Below are 16,666 nucleotides of genomic sequence, written 5' to 3' on the forward strand. Positions count from 1 at the left end.
AAGGTAATGTAGGCCATCAATGACTCCTGTAGCTTGAGCGATGCATCGCGCGGCTGCGACGCTTCTATCACTCGGACAGTGCCATTATTGACGATGCACTCAGGAAACGATCTGATGAACAGGTGGGGAAATGGGCCGCATTTCAATGCGGCCGGGTACGGCGTTCATTCGCTGCCAAAAACAGCGTCGAGCGAGTGGGCGTGGACCGAGTTTTCGGCCCAGCGGGTGATCTGCCGAGTATCTGCTGCATCGATGCGCGACTGCACCGATGGATCAAGCGGGCCGAAGCGTGCTTTGAGCACCAGCGCCAGCATATCGGCGGCTCCGCGCCGCTGTCCTTGCTGCAAGCCCTCATCAATTCCCTGCTTGCGTCCTTCATCAAGCCCCCGCTTGCGCCCTTCATCAAGCCCCCGCTTGAGCCCTTCGCGCTCACCAATTTCCATTCCTATGCGTTCGATAGAAGACAAATAAGTCATGTCAGATCTCCTTTCAAGTTGAACAATCCCGGTCCGCAGACGCTGTTCCAGCGCTGGCGGCAGCCGCATGATCCAGTCCATCACCCGATACAGGTCGATGATACGCTGCCGGTCCCAGTCGCGCTCGTACAACATCTTGGTGAGCCGCCACTTGGCGATGCGGCGGCGGTGGGCATCGTTACGCGTATTTTGCGCCAGCAGATGCGCCGCGCTCACCAGCGCAAACGGATTGTCCTGATTGGCCAGGTCCGCGATCACATACGCGTAATCGTGCATTTTTGCGATCGGAAAATCAAGCTGCATGGTACAGCCCAGTTGCCGCCAGCCGAAGCCGGTCGGACGCCAGTGGCGGTTGTCGTCAGTGAGCAAGGCCATGCTGGCCACCGGGTGCCGATAGCGGTTGTACACGCGGTAGTTGTAGACAAACATGCGCTCGGCAAAATCGGCATCGCGCCAGCCCTGCACTTCCAGGTGCACCAGCACCCATTGCTCGTCGCCGTCGAGCTTGTGCACGCTGACCAGTTTATCGAGCAAGCGCTTGCCCAGCTCGGCATCGCGCGACAGCGCAGCCAGTTCCTGGTCGAGAAACACGTGCGGCAGCGACCAGTCGATTTGCGCATGCGCCTGGGGGAAGTAGAAAGCCATGAACTCGGGAAAGTGGTGGATGACCACTTCCTTCCATGGCGAGTCGTAATCGTCGCTCATGTGGCCAGTGTAGACTTGCCACAGAGCGCCGATTGATGCTGCTCAAACGTGCTTGATTTACCCCGGCTGTTGGCCGACCAGGGCCGTTACGCGGATGGTTTTACTCTCCGGGATCTCGGCATGCGACAGCACTTTCAGCTGCGGCAGCGCGCGCCGCAGGAAGCGCGACAGCAAGGCGCGCAGCGGGCCCGGCACCAGCAACACCGGCGTCAACCCCATCGCCTCCTGCTGCTGCGCCGCTTGCGCGGCCTGCTGGGCGATGGTGTCGGCCAGGCCCGGCTCGATGCCGGCGCCGTCCGGGCCGCTGGCGGCCAGCGCCTGCATCAACAGGCGTTCCAGTCGGTTGTCGAGGGTCATCACCGACAGCTCGTTGGTGCCCGGGAACAGCTGCTGGACAATCGCGCGCCCCAGCGCCATCCGTACCAGCGCGGTCAGGTCGCCCGGGTCTTGCGTGTGCACGGTGTGCTCGGCCAGGGTTTCGATGATGGTGCGCATGTCGCGAATGTGCACGCCTTCGACCAGCAGGTTCTGCAGCACTTTCTGCAAGGCGGACAGCGACACCATTTTCGGTACCAGGTCTTCCACCAGGCGCGGCGCTTCCTTGGCCAGGTGGTCGAGCAGCGCCTGCACTTCGGCCCGGCCCAGCAGTTCGGACGCATGGGTGGAAATCAGGTGGTTCAGATGCGTGGCCACCACGGTGCCGGCATCGACCACGGTGTAACCCATGCCCTGGGCCTGGTCGCGCAAGCTGGCGTCGATCCAGGTGGCCGGCAGGCCGAAGGCGGGATCGGTCGTCACCAGGCCTTGCAGCGTGCCGCTGGCCATGCCGGGATTGATCGCCAGGAACTGGCCGTTGAACGCTTCGCCCATGCCCACTTCCACGCCCTTTAGCGTGATGCGGTAAGCCGAAGGCTTGAGTTCAAGGTTGTCGCGGATGTGTACCGGCGGCGCCAGGAAGCCGACCTCCTGCGCGAACTTCTTGCGGATGCCCTTGATGCGCTTGAGCAGCTCGCCGCCCTGGGTCTTGTCGACCAGCGGGATCAGGCGGTAGCCCACTTCCAGGCCCAGCGTATCGACCGGCATCACGTCCTGCCAGCTGGCCTCTTCCTGCTCGGGCGCCGGCGGCGCGGCAGCTGCCGCTGCGGCGGCTTCAGCCTCTGCCTTGGCGGCCTTGGCGACCGGGCTACCTTCGACTTTTTGCTTGCGAGCCATCATGTAACCAGCACCGAGGATGGCGCCGCCGATGGTCAGGAACATCAGGTTCGGCATGCCGGGAATCAGGCCCAGGCCGAAGATGATGCCGCCGGTAACATACAGCACCTCCACCCGCGCAAACAGCTGCGACACCATCTGGGTGCCGATGTCTTCTTCGCTGGCCACGCGCGACACCACGATACCGGCCGCGATCGAAATGATCAGCGACGGGATCTGCGCCACCAGGCCGTCACCGATGGCCAGCAAGGTGTAGATCTGCGCCGCTTCGCCAAACGGCAAACCGTGCTGGATCACGCCGACCAGCAAGCCGCCGATGACGTTGATCACGGTGACCAGGATGCCGGCCACGGCGTCGCCGCGCACGTATTTGCTGGCGCCGTCCATCGCGCCATAGAATTCCGCCTCCTGCGAGACTTCGTTGCGGCGCTTGCGGGCGTCCGCTTCGCCGATCAGGCCGGCATTCAGGTCGGCGTCGATCGCCATCTGTTTACCGGGCATGGCGTCCAGGGCGAAGCGCGCGCCCACCTCGGCGATACGGCCCGCACCCTTGGTCACCACGATGAAGTTGATGATGGTGAGGATGATGAACACCACGATACCGACCGTGTAGTTACCACCGATCAGGAAGTGGCCGAACGCTTCCACCACTTTACCGGCTGCATCCGCCCCGGTATGGCCTTCGGTCAGCACGATACGGGTGGACGCCACGTTCAGCGACAGGCGCAACATGGTCGAGACCAGCAGCACGGTTGGGAAGGCCATGAAGTCGAGCGGCTTGACCGTGTAAAGGCTGGTCAGGAGCACCACGATCGCCAGCGCGATATTGAAGGTGAAGAAAATGTCGAGCACGAACGCCGGCAGCGGCAGGATCATCATCGACAACATCATGATCAGGAAGATCGGCGCCGCCAGCGAGGACTTGTTCTGGCTGGTCGCCAGGCCTTGCAGCCATGGCGGCATTTTGACGTTGCTTAAGGCGCTCATGCGGGTGCTCCGTTATCCAGATTAGGTTTATTGCCAAACTTGTCCACGTACGCCGGGTTGTGCGGATCGAGTTCCGGCGGCACGTCGAGTACTTTCGGTTCGGTCGGACGCGGTGCGCCGCCCTTGCTGTACATGCGCAACTGGAACACGTAGGCCAGTACTTCGGCCACGGCCGCATACAAGGTGGCGGGGATCTCGTCGCCGATTTCGGCATGCTTGTACAGCGCGCGGGCCAGCGCCGGTGCTTCGAGCATGATGACCTTGTTCTCGCGGGCGATTTCGCGGATCTTGGCGGCGGTTTCGTCGGTGCCCTTGGCGATCACCTTGGGTGCGCCGCGCATGCCGTCGTTATATTTGAGCGCTACCGCATAGTGGGTAGGATTGGTCACGATCACGTCGGCGGTCGGCACGTCGGCCATCATGCGGCGGCGGGCCATCTCGCGTTGCAGCTGGCGAATCTTGCCCTTGATTTGAGGATTGCCGTCCGACTCTTTCGATTCCTGGATCACTTCCTGGCGCGTCATCTTGAGCTTGTCGGCGTAGTGCCACAGCTGGTACGGCGCGTCGATCAGGGCGATCAGGCCGAGCGCGCCGACGATGTACAAAAAGCTGCTGCCCAGCATATTGAGCATGTGGGTGGTGCCGAGGCGCAGCGGCTCGACGGCCAGGCCGATCACGGCGTCCTGCTGTTTCATCATCACCATCCAGGCCACCACGCCCACCACCACGGCCTTGCCGATGGCCTTGAACAATTCCACCAGCGCGTTCTTGGAGAACATATTGCTGATGCCGTTGATGGGGTTGAGCTTGCTGAATTTGGGCACGAACGCCTTGGCGCTGAACAGCCAGCCGCCGATCAGGATCGGCGAGATCACCGCCACGAACATCAGCGCCAGGCCCAGCGGCAGGCAGGCGAGCAGCACCCGGCCGATGTCGAGCGCCACGCGCTGCAGCAATACATTGGAATTGAAGATCTGTTCCTGGTCCAGGGTCAGGCCCGAGACCAGCGCGGAATTGAGTTGGCGCACCAGGCCGTCGCCAAACGTCCACAGGCCGACACCAGCCGCCATCAGCACGGTAAACGTGGCCACTTCCCGCGAACGGGGAATGTCGCCTTCCTCACGCGCCTGCTCGAGGCGCTTCGGTGACGCTGCTTCGGTCTTTTCTGCGTCGCTGCTGTCTGACATGGTGTGTCTGCCGCATGGTTTATTTCGATGTTGCCATTATCGAGTGCGGCAACATCACACCATCGGGGGAATACGGCGGGTTTTCCGTGTCAGATCAGTGATTCCGTGTGGAAATTAACGGCGTCTGACATCGCCTTCAGGGCAAGGCGCAGCGACGAAGACAGTACGAATAGTACGGCGAGGCGCTGCAACGCCGCTCTGGAGGCTTAGTCAGCCAGTCGGGGTGAGCTTGGCCATTTGTTCGGCAGTGAGAAAGCACCATTCGCCCTCTTCCAGCCCCAGTTCTGCCAAAGTCAGGGTGCCGATGGCGGAGCGGTGCAGGGCGCTGCAATGGTTGCCGGCCGCAGCGAGCATGCGCTTGACCTGGTGGTACTTGCCCTGTTCGAGCACGATTTCCAGCTGGTGTTCGCCGCGCTGGACGCAGGTTTGCGCCGCCAGCGGCGCCGGCTCGTCGTGCAACTGCACGCCCGCCAGCAGCTGGGCGACCAGTTGATCGGTCACCGGGTCTTGCGTGGTGGCCTGGTAGATTTTGGGAACATGGCGCTTCGGCGACGATTGGGCGTGGATAAACGGTCCATCGTCGGACATCAGCAACATGCCGGTAGTATCGTGGTCGAGCCGGCCCACCGGCTGCACTTCGCGCCAGGTAAATTGCTCGGGCAACAAGGTCAGCACGCCCGGATGGTGGCTGGGCTTGCGCGAACACTCGAAATTGGCCGGCTTGTACAGGGCGATGTACACGTGCTCGCGCACCACCCATTCTTCCTCGAACACGGTCAGCACCAGGCCGTCGGTTTCCAGGGTTTCTTTGTAGTTGTCGTGTACGACACCGGCGATGCTCACTTCGCCGTCTTCGATGAGGGCGCGGCAGTACTTGCGGGTGCCGAAGCCCTGCGATTGCAGGATGCGGTCCAGGGATAATTTGCTCATGGGCCGAATTTTACAGGATGGCCCGGGGGTGGCGCATTATTGATACACATCAAGTTCCTGGATGTTCGCGGCGTTAGACTCAAACCGCATTAGGAATTCCCCTAATGCACTAGGAATACTCAGCAGGAAGCACATCATGCCCACCACCTATATCCGTAAATTGATGGCCCGTTCCCACGCCGCCACGCACCGCACCCAGCTGCTCGTCAGCCGTTGCCGTCTCAGCTGCTTGCCCGCAGCCGGGCAAAACCCTGCCCCCCTTATCAGCGCGCAGGCCGCCTGGTACGCACGACAACAACAACATTTTCTGGATTGGCTGGACCGTGGTGGCATGACGCAAGAATCGCCGCAAACGGCAGGCACAATAGGAAACAGCGGCATTGCGCCGCTGTTTCCAGCACCCTGTTCGGGTGCTGACGAGGAATTAAAATTCTCTCAAGTCCACATGCAAGATGCGGTAAGGTAGTTCAGTCTTGGTGGATCAAGCTAAGCTTCAACTTCTGCTGACAACGAGATAAACAGTTTATATCGACCTCCCGGGGAAAGAACTACACCACCACTATAGCCGAACTGGTAGCAGATGCAAGCAAGTAGGTATTGATAATGTTAATCGATTTACCTTGAGCGACAGCAAACCGTCTGCCTGGCCGCTCAGCGCAGCGTTGGTTTGACGCTCTCCACTGCCGATTTGATGGCGCCGGCCCCCATGGCCGCGCCGAATTTTTTGAGCACGCGCTCCGGCAAGCCCTCGTGGGTGGTGTAGTCGACGATGTCTTCGGCCCGCACCACGTCGCGCGCCACGCTGTCCACGGTGCCGTAGGCGTCCGCCAGGCCCATGTCGATCGACTTGGCGCCGGTCCAGAACAGGCCCGAGAACATCTCCGGGGTTTCCTTGAGGCGCTTGCCACGGCCGCTGCGCACCACGTCGATGAACTGCTGGTGGATTTCATCGAGCATGGACTGGGCATACTGGCGGTGCTTGTCGGTGAGCGGGCTGAACGGATCCATGAAACCCTTGTTTTCGCCGGCCGTCAGTAGGCGCCGTTCCACGCCCACTTTTTCCATCGCGCCGGCAAAGCCGAAGCCGTCCATCAGCACGCCGATCGAACCGACGATGCTGGCCTTGTTGACATAAATGCGGTCGGCGCCGGCGGCGATGTAATAGCAGCCGGACGCACAAATCTCGTCCACCACCACGTACAGCGGCTTGGACGGATAGCCGGTGCGCAGGCGCCGCATCTCGTCGACGATCATGCCGGCCTGCACCGGGCTGCCGCCCGGGCTGTTGATGTGCAAGACCACCGCCACCGAGCCGCTGTCGGAAAACGCCTTGTTCAGTGCCGGAATCACGACAGAGGCCGCGCCGCTGCCCTCGGATTCGATGGCGCCTTCGATTTCGATCAGCGCCGTGTGGCGACCCAGGGTTTCCTCGGAGCCGGTCCAACTGACGTCCATGTAGGTGGCCAGTGCCACCACGATCACCAGCAAGGTCACCGATTTGAAGAAGATGCCCCAGCGCCGCGCCGACTTTTGCTCCTTGAGCGTGGCAAATACCAGCTTTTCCAGCACGGCGCGCTCCCAGTTACCGGAAGCTGCGGGCGCTGCCGGTGGCACGGGTGGCACGGGTGGCAAGGATGACGAGGGTGGCACGGGTGGCGAACTGGCGCCGCCGGCGTCATGGTCGCCGGACTTGGGAGGTTGGTTGTCGCTCATGGATTGCTCGGGTTGAAGTTGTCTGGCGCTCGGTGTTTGCTGTCGGATTAGTCCGAAGGCGGCCGCACGTAGTCGTCGGGCTGCCAGAAAATCTGCTGGTCGCGCTCGACCACCGCAATCGGCCGCAGGCGGCCTCCACGGCAGGGGCCGCCTGCGCACACGCCGGTGTCGGGCGCATAAATGGCGCCATGGGTGGCGCACATCAGGTACAGGCCGCCGGATTCGAAAAATTCGCCCTCGGCCCAGTCGAGTTCAATCGGCATGTGGGCGCAGCGATTAAGGTAGGCATACGGCGCGCCATCGTAGCGCACCACGAAGCCGGTGCCGGCACTGCCCTCGGTGGCCACCGCAAACCGCACACCCTTGCCGCCCTCTTCCACTGCCGTGGCGGCGCATACCAGTATCGGGTCCATCACGCGTTCTCGCTCAGCCATTGGTGCAACTCGGCCACCGTGGCGGCCGAATACAGCGGATTACAGGCAGTCAGCTGCTCGACCGGGTGGGCGCCGTACTGCACCGCCACTCCAGCCGCACCAGCGTTATTGGCCATCAACAAATCGTGCGATGTATCGCCGATCATCACCGTACGGCGCATATCCTGCCCCAACTCCCTGGTCAGCTCTTGCAGCATGGCCGGATGCGGCTTGGAAAACGTTTCGTCGGCGCAGCGGGTGGCGTCGAACAGCGACAATACCTTGACGTCGTTCATGGCGCGGTTCAGACCCACCCGGCTCTTGCCGGTAGCCACTGCCAGGAAATACCCGTCCTGCGAAAGTTCCTGCAACATGTCGCGTACGCCGGGGAACAACACCAGTTCGTGGTCGCGCGACAGGAAGTGGTAGCGGTAGCGCTCGACCATGCGCGGGTACCACGACGGGTCGATCTCGGGCAACACGGCCTGCATGGCCTCGTGCAGGCCGAGGCCGATCACGTGGGCGGCCTTGTCGTCGCGCGGCACCGGCAGGCTGAGGTCGCGCGCCGCCGCCTGGATGCAACGGACGATGGTGGCCGTGGAATCCATCAGCGTACCGTCCCAGTCGAACACGAGTAAATCAAATTGCTTTCTTGCCATGAATTCAGCCGCTGCACGCAGCGCGCCCCTAGAATATTTGCGATTAGTTAAGTGGTTTGCCCAAGCTTACCAAGAATCGCTCGCATTCGGCGGCTAAAGGTGCGTTCAGCGTCATGATTTTTCCGGAGTCCGGATGGGTGAACGTGATTTGATGCGCGTGCAGGAACATACGCTTGAGCGCGCCACGCTGTACATCGGCTTTCAACAGCGCGCGGTTGAGGGAAAAATCGCCGTACTTGTCGTCGCCGAGAATGGGAAAGCCCGAGGCCGACAGGTGCACGCGGATCTGGTGGGTGCGGCCGGTTTTCAGTTCCGCCTCCAGCAGCGCGAAGCCGTTGAACTTTTTCAGCAAGGAAAACACCGTGTGCGACGGCATGCCTTCCGGGTTCACCGCCACGCGGCGCTCGCCGTCGGCGGTGGAATACTTGTGCAGCGCCAGTTTGACGTGCTGGCGCGCATTCTTCCAGTCGCCAGCCACCATGGTCAGATAACGCTTGTCGGTGTCGCCGTCGCGCATCTGCTCGTGCAAATTGGTCAGCGCCGAGCGTTTTTTGGCCAGCAGCAGCAGGCCGGAGGTGTCGCGGTCGAGCCGGTGCACCAGTTCCAGGAACTTGGCGTCGGGGCGCGAAGCGCGCAGTCGCTCGATCACGCCGAACGAGACGCCCGAGCCGCCATGCACAGCCACGCCGGCCGGCTTGTCGATCACTAATAAATGGCTGTCTTCAAAAATGACCTTGAATTCGGCAGCCGGCACGTGGGTGGTGTCGGCTTTTTCGGCAATGCGGATCGGCGGAATGCGGACCATGTCCCCTTCGACCAGGCGGTACAGTTGGTCGATCCGGCCCTTGTTGACCCGTACTTCGCCCGACCGCAGGATGCGATAGACGTGACTTTTGGGTACGCCTTTGCAAATTCGCAACAGGTAGTTATCGATCCTTTGTCCTGCGTCTTCTTCGGAAATGGTGACGAACTGCGCTTGCAGCTGTGGTTGTGACGCAGCCGGTGGCGAGGACGGCGAGACCGGGGTGTTGGAATGTGACGGGCGGACTACATCATTTTGCATCTTCATTTGGCCTGTCTTCCCAGAAATCTCTCTAAGTCCTTCATTTTGAATATATAATCATTTCGCTGCGGCATACACTGCGGCTGGTGTAAGAAGAAAAGCATATTTTACACAGGGGCGTCCCACCTGGCCTCGCCTAATTGCAAATTCAGGGGGAAATACGTATACGCACCACCCTTGCCGATATCAAGGTTGCACCGTTGTTGTAATCGGTTATCGTCGGGGAAGGCAGCAAGAACAGAATGATTGCATTGTAAGGATAAAGTGCGGCCAGCCGATCAAGAGTCGGCTGGCCGATTGATGAAGTTGATAACGCTTGCCGTTTCCGCCGGACCCCATGCTTTGCTGCAAGCTCAACGGATGGCTCTCACGAGCCCTGTAACATTTCAGCTCGGCACCTGCCGCCGCTGCGATATTGATTACTTGTAGTATGTAAGCTTGAGGATTTGGCTCTCAACGTTGCTGCTCACCGCCTGTTTTTCTCTGCCGTCCTTAAGGGCCGCATGGAGGGTTGCAGGTGATGCGAGCCCGCGGCCTGACGTTCAGCCTCTCAGCGCCCAGTTGCGTCCGCAGCGCCGGTTAGTTCCCGCGCTGCTGCTCCGCACAGAATGGGCAATACCCCCCCGCAATCGTCCGATTCTTCGCGTGTACCCCAAAACCTTCGCCGCCGGCTGTCACCAGCCGACGGCATTGAGCTGGCCCACGGGTCGCGGAGTTAATAAAAATGAAACGCATGTTGTTTAATGCTACGCAGCAAGAAGAGCTGCGCGTAGCGATTGTCGATGGTCAGAAACTGATCGATATCGATATCGAAACCGCCGGACGCGAACAGCGCAAGTCCAATATCTACAAGGGCGTGATCACCCGCATCGAACCATCGCTCGAAGCGTGCTTCGTCAGCTACGGTGAAGATCGCCACGGTTTCCTGCCATTCAAGGAAGTTGCGCGCACTTACTTCAAGGAAGGCGTCGATGTCCGTAACGCGTCCGTCAAGGAAGCGCTGCGTGAAGGCCAGGAAATCATGGTCCAGGTCGAAAAGGAAGAGCGCGGCAACAAGGGCGCCGCCCTGACCTCGTTCGTCTCGCTGGCCGGCCGCTACCTGGTGCTGATGCCGAACAACCCGCGCGGTGGTGGTGTGTCGCGCCGCGTGGAAGGTGAAGAGCGCCAGGAACTGCGCGAAACCATGGACAAGCTCGACCTGCCGCCAGGCATGTCGGTGATCGCCCGCACCGCCGGCATCGGCCGCAACGTCGATGAACTGCAGTGGGACTTGAACTACCTGATGCAACTGTGGCGCGCGATCGAAGGCGCCGGCAAATCGGCGTCCGGCGCGTTCCTGATCTACCAGGAGTCCTCCTTGGTGATCCGCGCCATTCGCGACTACTTCCAGCCCGATATCGGCGAGATCCTGATCGATACCGACGAGATCTACGAACAGGCGCACCAGTTCATGAGCCACGTGATGCCCGACATGGTGCACCGTGTTAAGCGTTACAGCGACGACGTGCCGCTGTTCTCGCGCTTCCAGATCGAACACCAGATCGAAACCGCCTACAGCCGCACCGTGCCGCTGCCATCGGGCGGCGCCATCGTCATCGACCACACCGAAGCCCTGGTGTCGGTGGACGTCAACTCGGCCCGCGCTACCCGCGGTTCCGACATCGAAACCACTGCCTTCAATACCAACTGCGAAGCGGCCGAAGAAGTGGCCCGCCAGTTGCGCCTGCGCGACCTTGGCGGCCTGATCGTGATCGACTTCATCGACATGGAAGTGGCCAAGAACCAGCGCGAAGTGGAACAACGCCTGAAAGATGCGCTGCACCACGACCGTGCCCGTGTACAAATGGGCAAGATCTCGCGCTTCGGCCTGATGGAACTGTCGCGCCAGCGCCTGCGTCCGTCGCTGTCGGAAGGCTCGCACGTGACCTGCCCGCGCTGCTCCGGCACCGGCCACATCCGTGATACCGAATCGTCGGCCCTGCAAGTCCTGCGCATCATCCAGGAAGAGGCGATGAAGGAAAACTCGGCCACCATCCACGTGCAAGTGCCGGTCGATGTGGCAGCGTTCCTGCTCAACGAAAAACGCGGTGAAGTGCTGAAAATCGAGAACCGTCACCGCATTTCCGTGATCCTGATCCCGAACAAGCACCTCGACACGCCACACTACAAGCTCGAGCGCATCAAGCACGACGACCCGCGCCTCGAAGACAGCCAGGCCAGCTACAACCTGGCCGAAGAAGCCGAAACCGACATGGCCTACAGCAAGCGCCAGAAGGAAGAAGCCAAGCCGCGCCAGGAAGCCATGGTCAAGACCATCACTCCTGACCAGCCGGCACCGCTGGTCGAACGCAAGCCGGCCGAAACCATCATCACGCCAGCCCCGGCGCCCGTGCCGGCACCGGCGCCAAAAGGTTTCTTTGCCAAGCTGATGAGCTTCCTGAGCCCGGAGCCCGTAAAACCGGTCCTGCCGCAGCAGCCGACCATCGTGGTCAAGGCGCCGTCGCCGGACCGTAATGCCGACCGCAACGCCACCCGTGGCCCGCGCGGCCGCACCCGCACCGGCAAGAATGGCCGTCCTGAGCGCGAAGAACGCGAACCAGGCGCCGCCCGTCCAGTCGCCGACGAGACCAAGGCAGCCGACAGCGGCCGCCCTGCCCGTCCACCACGTCCGCCACGCGAACCGCGTGAAGGCCGCGAACCGCGCGAAGGCCGCGATGGCGTGCAGGCCGAAGGCCAGCCACCGCGCGAACGTGCTGAACGTGGCGAGCGCCCGGAACGCGCGGAACGTCCCGAGCGTGGTGAGCGTCCGGAACGCGGCGAGCGTCCAGAGCGTGGCGAACGTCCGGAACGCACGCCACGTCCACCACGCGAACCGCGTGGCGACAAGGCGCCGGCAGAAGTGAAAATCGAAGAGCTGGCACTGGGCGCGACCGCAGTTGGCGTCGCAGCACCGGCTGTTGCATCGACCGCCGTAGCGACCACCGCCACCACGGGCGCTTTCGCTTCGTCGATCCTGGCCCCGGCCACCGGTCCTGAAGCCGAAGCCACCAGCATCCTGAAAACCGCGCCGAACGCCGGTCCGGAAGGCGAAGCGCAAGACCTGGCAGGCGAAGGCGATGAGCCGCGTCGCCGCCGTCGTCGTGGCGGCCGCAACCGTAACCGTCGCGATCGTGATGGCGAAGGCCAGGACAACGAGGCAGGCGAAGGCAATGAAGGCGCCGATGGCGAGCAAGGCTATACCGAGCATGATGGTGCGGCAGCTGACGCAGCCCCGGTCGCAGCAACCACTGCTGCACCGGTCGCCACCGCTGCGGTCGCCCCTGCGGCAATTGCCATGGCAGACGCCGCCGCAGTGTTCGAAGTCGCACCGGCATCCGAACCAGCCGTGGCAGCAGTTGTCGCGCCTGCACCGGTAGCAGAAGTGACGCCAGCCGCACCAGTGTTCGCCGAGGCACCAGCCCCGGCAGCAGTGGACGTTGCCAGCGAAGCCAAGCCAGCCATCGCTGAATCTGCTTCGCCAGCGATGTCGGTGGCAGCGCCTGCTGCGCCGGAAGCGCCTGTCGTCACGGAAGCAGCACCGGCAGCGCCTGTGGTATCGGCATTGCCAGTTGCGGAAGAAGCTCCCGCCCCGGCCGCAGTTGCCGAGGTAGCAGAAACTGCTGCACCGGCGCCAGCTGCGCCAGAGCCAGTGGTGGCAGCGCAGGTCGTGGCAGCGCCAGTGGTTGAAGCGCCAGCCGTCGCCGAGCCTGCACCGATTGCAGCAACTCCGGCTCCAGCGCCTGCTCCGGCTCCAGCGCCAGCCCCGGCGGCAGCCCCTGCCTCGGCACCTGCTCCGGCAGCAATGCCTGCACCAGTGGCAGCACCGGCGCCAGCCGACCTGCAAGCCGTACTCGGCTCTGCCGGCCTGACCCTGGCGGCCACCGACCCGGAAAAACTGCGCGCTGCGCAGGAAGCCGCCGCCAAGGTGGTGGCGCCAGTCCGCGTGCCACGCGAGCGCAAGCCGCTGCCGCCGCAGGACGACGAGCCGATGGTGCAGATCGACACGCGCCGCTGATCGTTGCGCTGCGTTGACAAAAAGGGAAGCCTCGCGCTTCCCTTTTTTTATGGCCCTGCGCCTGACCAGGTGGATAATTACGGGCAATCCCCGCTCGTGGTATCGTAGGCACCTTGCGCACCGTCAGGGCAGCGCAGCAAGACCTTTCAATCCCAGCAAGCATAGAATTCAGACCACGAGTCATGTCAGAGAAAGTCATCATGATGACCGCGCAGCGCACCAGCGCGCCGGCCATCCCCTTCCCGCTCGAAGCGCCCACCGGACTGCTTGCCGACCGCCTGGCGCGGCCGCTGCACGACCTGCGCATTTCGGTCACCGACCGCTGCAATTTCCGCTGCGTGTACTGCATGCCCAAAGCGGTGTTCGACAACGATTACCAGTATCTGCCGCATACGTCGCTGCTGTCGTTCGAAGAAATTACCCGCATTGCGCAACTCTTCATTGCCCACGGCGTCGAAAAAATCCGCCTGACCGGCGGCGAACCGCTGCTGCGCAAGAATATCGAACGCCTGATCGGCATGCTGGCCGAACTGAAGACCGTCAGCGGCAAGCCGCTCGACCTGACGCTCACCACCAATGCATCGCTGCTGGCGCGCAAGGCGCAATCGCTCAAGGACGCCGGCCTGCAACGGGTCACCGTCTCGCTCGATGCGCTCGACAACGCTACCTTCCAGCGCATGAACGATGTCGACTTCAAGGTGGACGATGTACTGAAGGGCATCGACGTGGCGCACCAGGTGGGCCTGGGGCCGATCAAGATCAATATGGTGGTCAAGGGCGGCATGAACGACCAGCAAATCCTGCCGATGGCGCGCCATTTCAAGGATACGCCGTACATCCTGCGCTTCATCGAATACATGGACGTGGGCGCCTCCAACGGCTGGAAGATGGACGAAGTGATTCCATCGTCCGAGGTGGTGCGCCGCATCGGCGCCGAACTGCCGCTGGTGCCGGTAGCGGCCAACTACAGCGGCGAGACAGCGTCGCGCTGGCGGTACGCGGACGGCGGCGGCGAGATCGGCCTGATCTCCAGCGTGACCCAGGCGTTTTGCAGCGACTGTTCGCGCGCGCGCCTGTCCACCGAGGGCAAGGTGTACACCTGCCTGTTCGCCAGCAGCGGCTACGACCTGCGTGCATTGCTGCGAGAAGGCCGCACCGATGCCGAAATCAGCACCGCGCTGGCGCACCTGTGGCGCGCCCGCAGCGACCGTTATTCCGAGCTGCGCACCAACGACACCGACGGCCTGGCGCGCGGCGCCAAGGTCGAGATGTCCTATATCGGAGGCTGACATGGCACCCACGATCACCGGATGGATACTGGCCGGCGGGCGCGGCACGCGCATGGGCAGCGTCGACAAGGGCCTGCAGCCGCTGGGCGACACCACCATGGCCGGCCACGTGCTGGCGCGCCTGGCGCCGCAGGTGGACGCCATCGCCATCAACGCCAACCGTAACCTGGCCCGGTACCAGGCCATCGCCGGCCCTGGGGTGGCGGTGGTGGCCGACCACCTCGGCGGCTACGAAGGCCCGCTGGCCGGCCTGCAAACCGGTTTGCTGTATTGTGCTGCGCAGGGTGGCGCCCAGGCCGACAATGCGCTGCTGCTGACCGCACCGTGCGACTCGCCGTTCCTGCCGTCGGACCTGGCCGCGCGCCTGCATGCCGCGCTGGTCGAGCATGACGCCGATCTGGCGCTGGCGGTGACGCTGGAAACCGATCCGCAAGCTCCCGGCGCCGAATCGCGCCGCCAGCGCCATCCCGTCTTCAGCCTGCTGCGCGCCAGCCTGCTGCCGCAACTGGAACAATACCTGGCCACGGGCGCACGGCGCATGGAAGGCTGGTTCCAAAGCCTGCGCGTGGCCGAAGTGCTGTTCGACGACGCCGCCGCCTTCCGCAACATCAACACGCTCGAAGAGCTGCAACGCCACGCGCCCGCCGCAGCCGCAACTGATATTGCAACAGCAACAGCAACCGCAACCGCGACCGGCAGCGACAACGATCCGCTGTCAGTGGACCAGGCGCTGCGCCTGATCGCCGCCCGCGTGGCGCCGGTCGTGCAGACCGAAACCGTGGCGCTGCGCGACGCGCTCGACCGGGTGCTGGCCGCCGATATCATCTCGCCGATCAACGTGCCGGCCTACGACAACTCGGCCATGGACGGCTACGCTCTGCGCGGCGCCGATCTGCCGCAGTCCGATGGCGTGCCGGTGACATTGACGGTCGCGGGCATCGCCTACGCCGGCCGGGCCCACGCTGGCACGGTTGAACCAGGCCAGTGCGTGCGCATCATGACCGGCGCGGCCATGCCGGCCGGTTGCGACAGCGTGCTGCCGCAGGAACTGGCGGTCGCCATCGGCCAGGACTCTGTCACCATCGCTGCCGGCAGCATCGCCCCTGGCGCCAATCGCCGCTTGGCCGGCGAAGACCTGGCGCTGGGCGGCGTGGCGCTGGCCGCCGGCAAGCTGCTGCGGCCCGCCGATCTGGGCCTGGTCGCTTCGCTCGGCATCGCCGAAGTAACGGTGCGGCGCCGCCTGCGGGTGGCATTCTTTTCCACCGGCGACGAACTGCGCGCACTGGGCCAGCCGCTCGACGACGGCTGCGTGTACGACAGCAACCGCTACACGCTGTTCGGCATGCTGGCGCGGCTGGGCTGCGAAGTGATCGACCTGGGCATCGTACGCGACGATCCTGCCGCGCTGGAAGCGGCGCTGCGCACGGCGTGCAACGGCGCCGACGCCATCATCACGTCGGGCGGCGTCTCCGAAGGCGCGGCCGACTACACGCGCGACATCATGGCGCTGCTCGGCGACGTGGCGTTCTGGAAGCTGGCCATGCGGCCCGGCCGACCGCTCGCTTTCGGCAAGGTACGCGATGGCGGCGCCAGTGCCTGGCTGTTCGGCCTGCCCGGCAACCCGGTCGCGGTGATGGTGTCGTTTTATCTGTTCGCGCGGCCGGCGCTGCTGCGCATGATGGGCACCACCGCAGCGGCAGCACACCCGCCGCTGCTGCGCGCACGGGCAGCAGCGGCGATGCGCAAGCGCCCGGGCCGCACCGAGTACCAGCGCGGCATCGTCGCCCCCGGACCGGACGGCGCGCCGCAAGTGCGGCTCACCGGCGCGCAAGGTTCCGGCATCCTCAGCTCGATGACGACCGCCAACTGCATCGTGGTGCTGGCGCACGACCAGGGCAATGTCGCCGCTGGCGACCTAGTGGACATCCTGCCCTTCGAAGGCTTGATTTAAGTAACCTCGACCAACCTGCTGCGCGTC

At 63.3% G+C, this 16,666-nt stretch carries 12 protein-coding genes; 4 read left to right on the forward strand and 8 right to left on the reverse strand.

The genetic code is table 11. The features are described from left to right. Positions 1 to 164 precede the first annotated feature (164 nt). From J2X54_RS20345 to J2X54_RS20360, 4 genes are all read right to left on the reverse strand, one after another. Positions 165 to 1,181 (reverse strand): transposase, encoded by a 1,017-nt coding sequence (locus J2X54_RS20345; RefSeq protein ID WP_310183080.1) that lies wholly within the window; start codon positions 1,179 to 1,181, stop codon positions 165 to 167. A 57-nt stretch (positions 1,182 to 1,238) separates the two neighbouring features. Next, a complete protein-coding gene (gene flhA, locus J2X54_RS20350; RefSeq protein ID WP_070246790.1) occupies positions 1,239 to 3,380 on the reverse strand; it encodes a flagellar biosynthesis protein FlhA in 2,142 nt (713 codons plus the stop codon). Continuing rightward, on the reverse strand, positions 3,377 to 4,567 hold the full coding sequence (gene flhB, locus J2X54_RS20355) for a flagellar biosynthesis protein FlhB (RefSeq protein WP_310183083.1): 1,191 nt from the start codon (positions 4,565 to 4,567) through the stop codon (positions 3,377 to 3,379). Before flhB ends, flhA begins: the two co-directional genes overlap by 4 nt. 210 nt (positions 4,568 to 4,777) lie before the next feature. Continuing rightward, positions 4,778 to 5,497, reverse strand: a complete 720-nt coding sequence (locus tag J2X54_RS20360; protein WP_310183086.1) for a 16S rRNA pseudouridine(516) synthase — start codon at positions 5,495 to 5,497, stop codon at positions 4,778 to 4,780. A gap of 136 nt (positions 5,498 to 5,633) precedes the next feature. Between J2X54_RS20360 and J2X54_RS20365 the strand changes: the two genes are divergently transcribed. Beyond that, a complete protein-coding gene (locus tag J2X54_RS20365) occupies positions 5,634 to 5,963 on the forward strand; it encodes a hypothetical protein (protein ID WP_310183088.1) in 330 nt (109 codons plus the stop codon). A 185-nt stretch (positions 5,964 to 6,148) separates the two neighbouring features. On the opposite strand, the gene J2X54_RS20370 is transcribed toward J2X54_RS20365, so the two are convergent. The 4 genes from J2X54_RS20370 to J2X54_RS20385 are packed head-to-tail and all read right to left on the reverse strand — an operon-like array spanning position 6,149 to position 9,351. After that, positions 6,149 to 7,210, reverse strand: coding sequence for a S49 family peptidase (locus J2X54_RS20370; protein ID WP_310183090.1), 1,062 nt, complete (start codon positions 7,208 to 7,210; stop codon positions 6,149 to 6,151). Positions 7,211 to 7,257: 47 nt separating this feature from the next. Next, positions 7,258 to 7,644 (reverse strand): Rieske 2Fe-2S domain-containing protein, encoded by a 387-nt coding sequence (locus tag J2X54_RS20375; protein ID WP_229255246.1) that lies wholly within the window; start codon positions 7,642 to 7,644, stop codon positions 7,258 to 7,260. Further along, positions 7,623 to 8,282: an HAD-IIIA family hydrolase gene (locus J2X54_RS20380; protein WP_310183092.1), complete on the reverse strand. Its 660-nt coding sequence runs from the start codon at positions 8,280 to 8,282 to the stop codon at positions 7,623 to 7,625. The genes J2X54_RS20375 and J2X54_RS20380 overlap by 22 nt, the downstream gene beginning before the upstream one ends. Positions 8,283 to 8,325: 43 nt before the next feature. Next, the gene (locus J2X54_RS20385) at positions 8,326 to 9,351 is read right to left on the reverse strand and encodes an RluA family pseudouridine synthase (protein ID WP_310183094.1); all 1,026 of its coding nucleotides are present in this window, start codon (positions 9,349 to 9,351) and stop codon (positions 8,326 to 8,328) included. Positions 9,352 to 10,069: 718 nt separating this feature from the next. Here J2X54_RS20385 and J2X54_RS20390 point away from each other — a divergent pair. The 3 genes from J2X54_RS20390 to glp all read left to right on the forward strand — a co-directional run bounded on the left by J2X54_RS20390 (position 10,070) and on the right by glp (position 16,639). Then, positions 10,070 to 13,399: an Rne/Rng family ribonuclease gene (locus J2X54_RS20390; protein ID WP_310183096.1), complete on the forward strand. Its 3,330-nt coding sequence runs from the start codon at positions 10,070 to 10,072 to the stop codon at positions 13,397 to 13,399. 182 nt (positions 13,400 to 13,581) lie between these two features. After that, complete coding sequence (gene moaA, locus J2X54_RS20395) at positions 13,582 to 14,688, forward strand: GTP 3',8-cyclase MoaA (RefSeq protein ID WP_310183097.1); 1,107 nt, start codon at positions 13,582 to 13,584, stop codon at positions 14,686 to 14,688. A 1-nt stretch (position 14,689) separates the two neighbouring features. Beyond that, positions 14,690 to 16,639, forward strand: a complete 1,950-nt coding sequence (gene glp / locus J2X54_RS25765; protein WP_404990941.1) for a gephyrin-like molybdotransferase Glp — start codon at positions 14,690 to 14,692, stop codon at positions 16,637 to 16,639. Positions 16,640 to 16,666 lie beyond the last annotated feature (27 nt).

Source organism: Duganella sp. 3397 (assembly GCF_031456625.1).
Lineage (GTDB): Bacteria > Pseudomonadota > Gammaproteobacteria > Burkholderiales > Burkholderiaceae_D > Rugamonas > Rugamonas phyllosphaerae.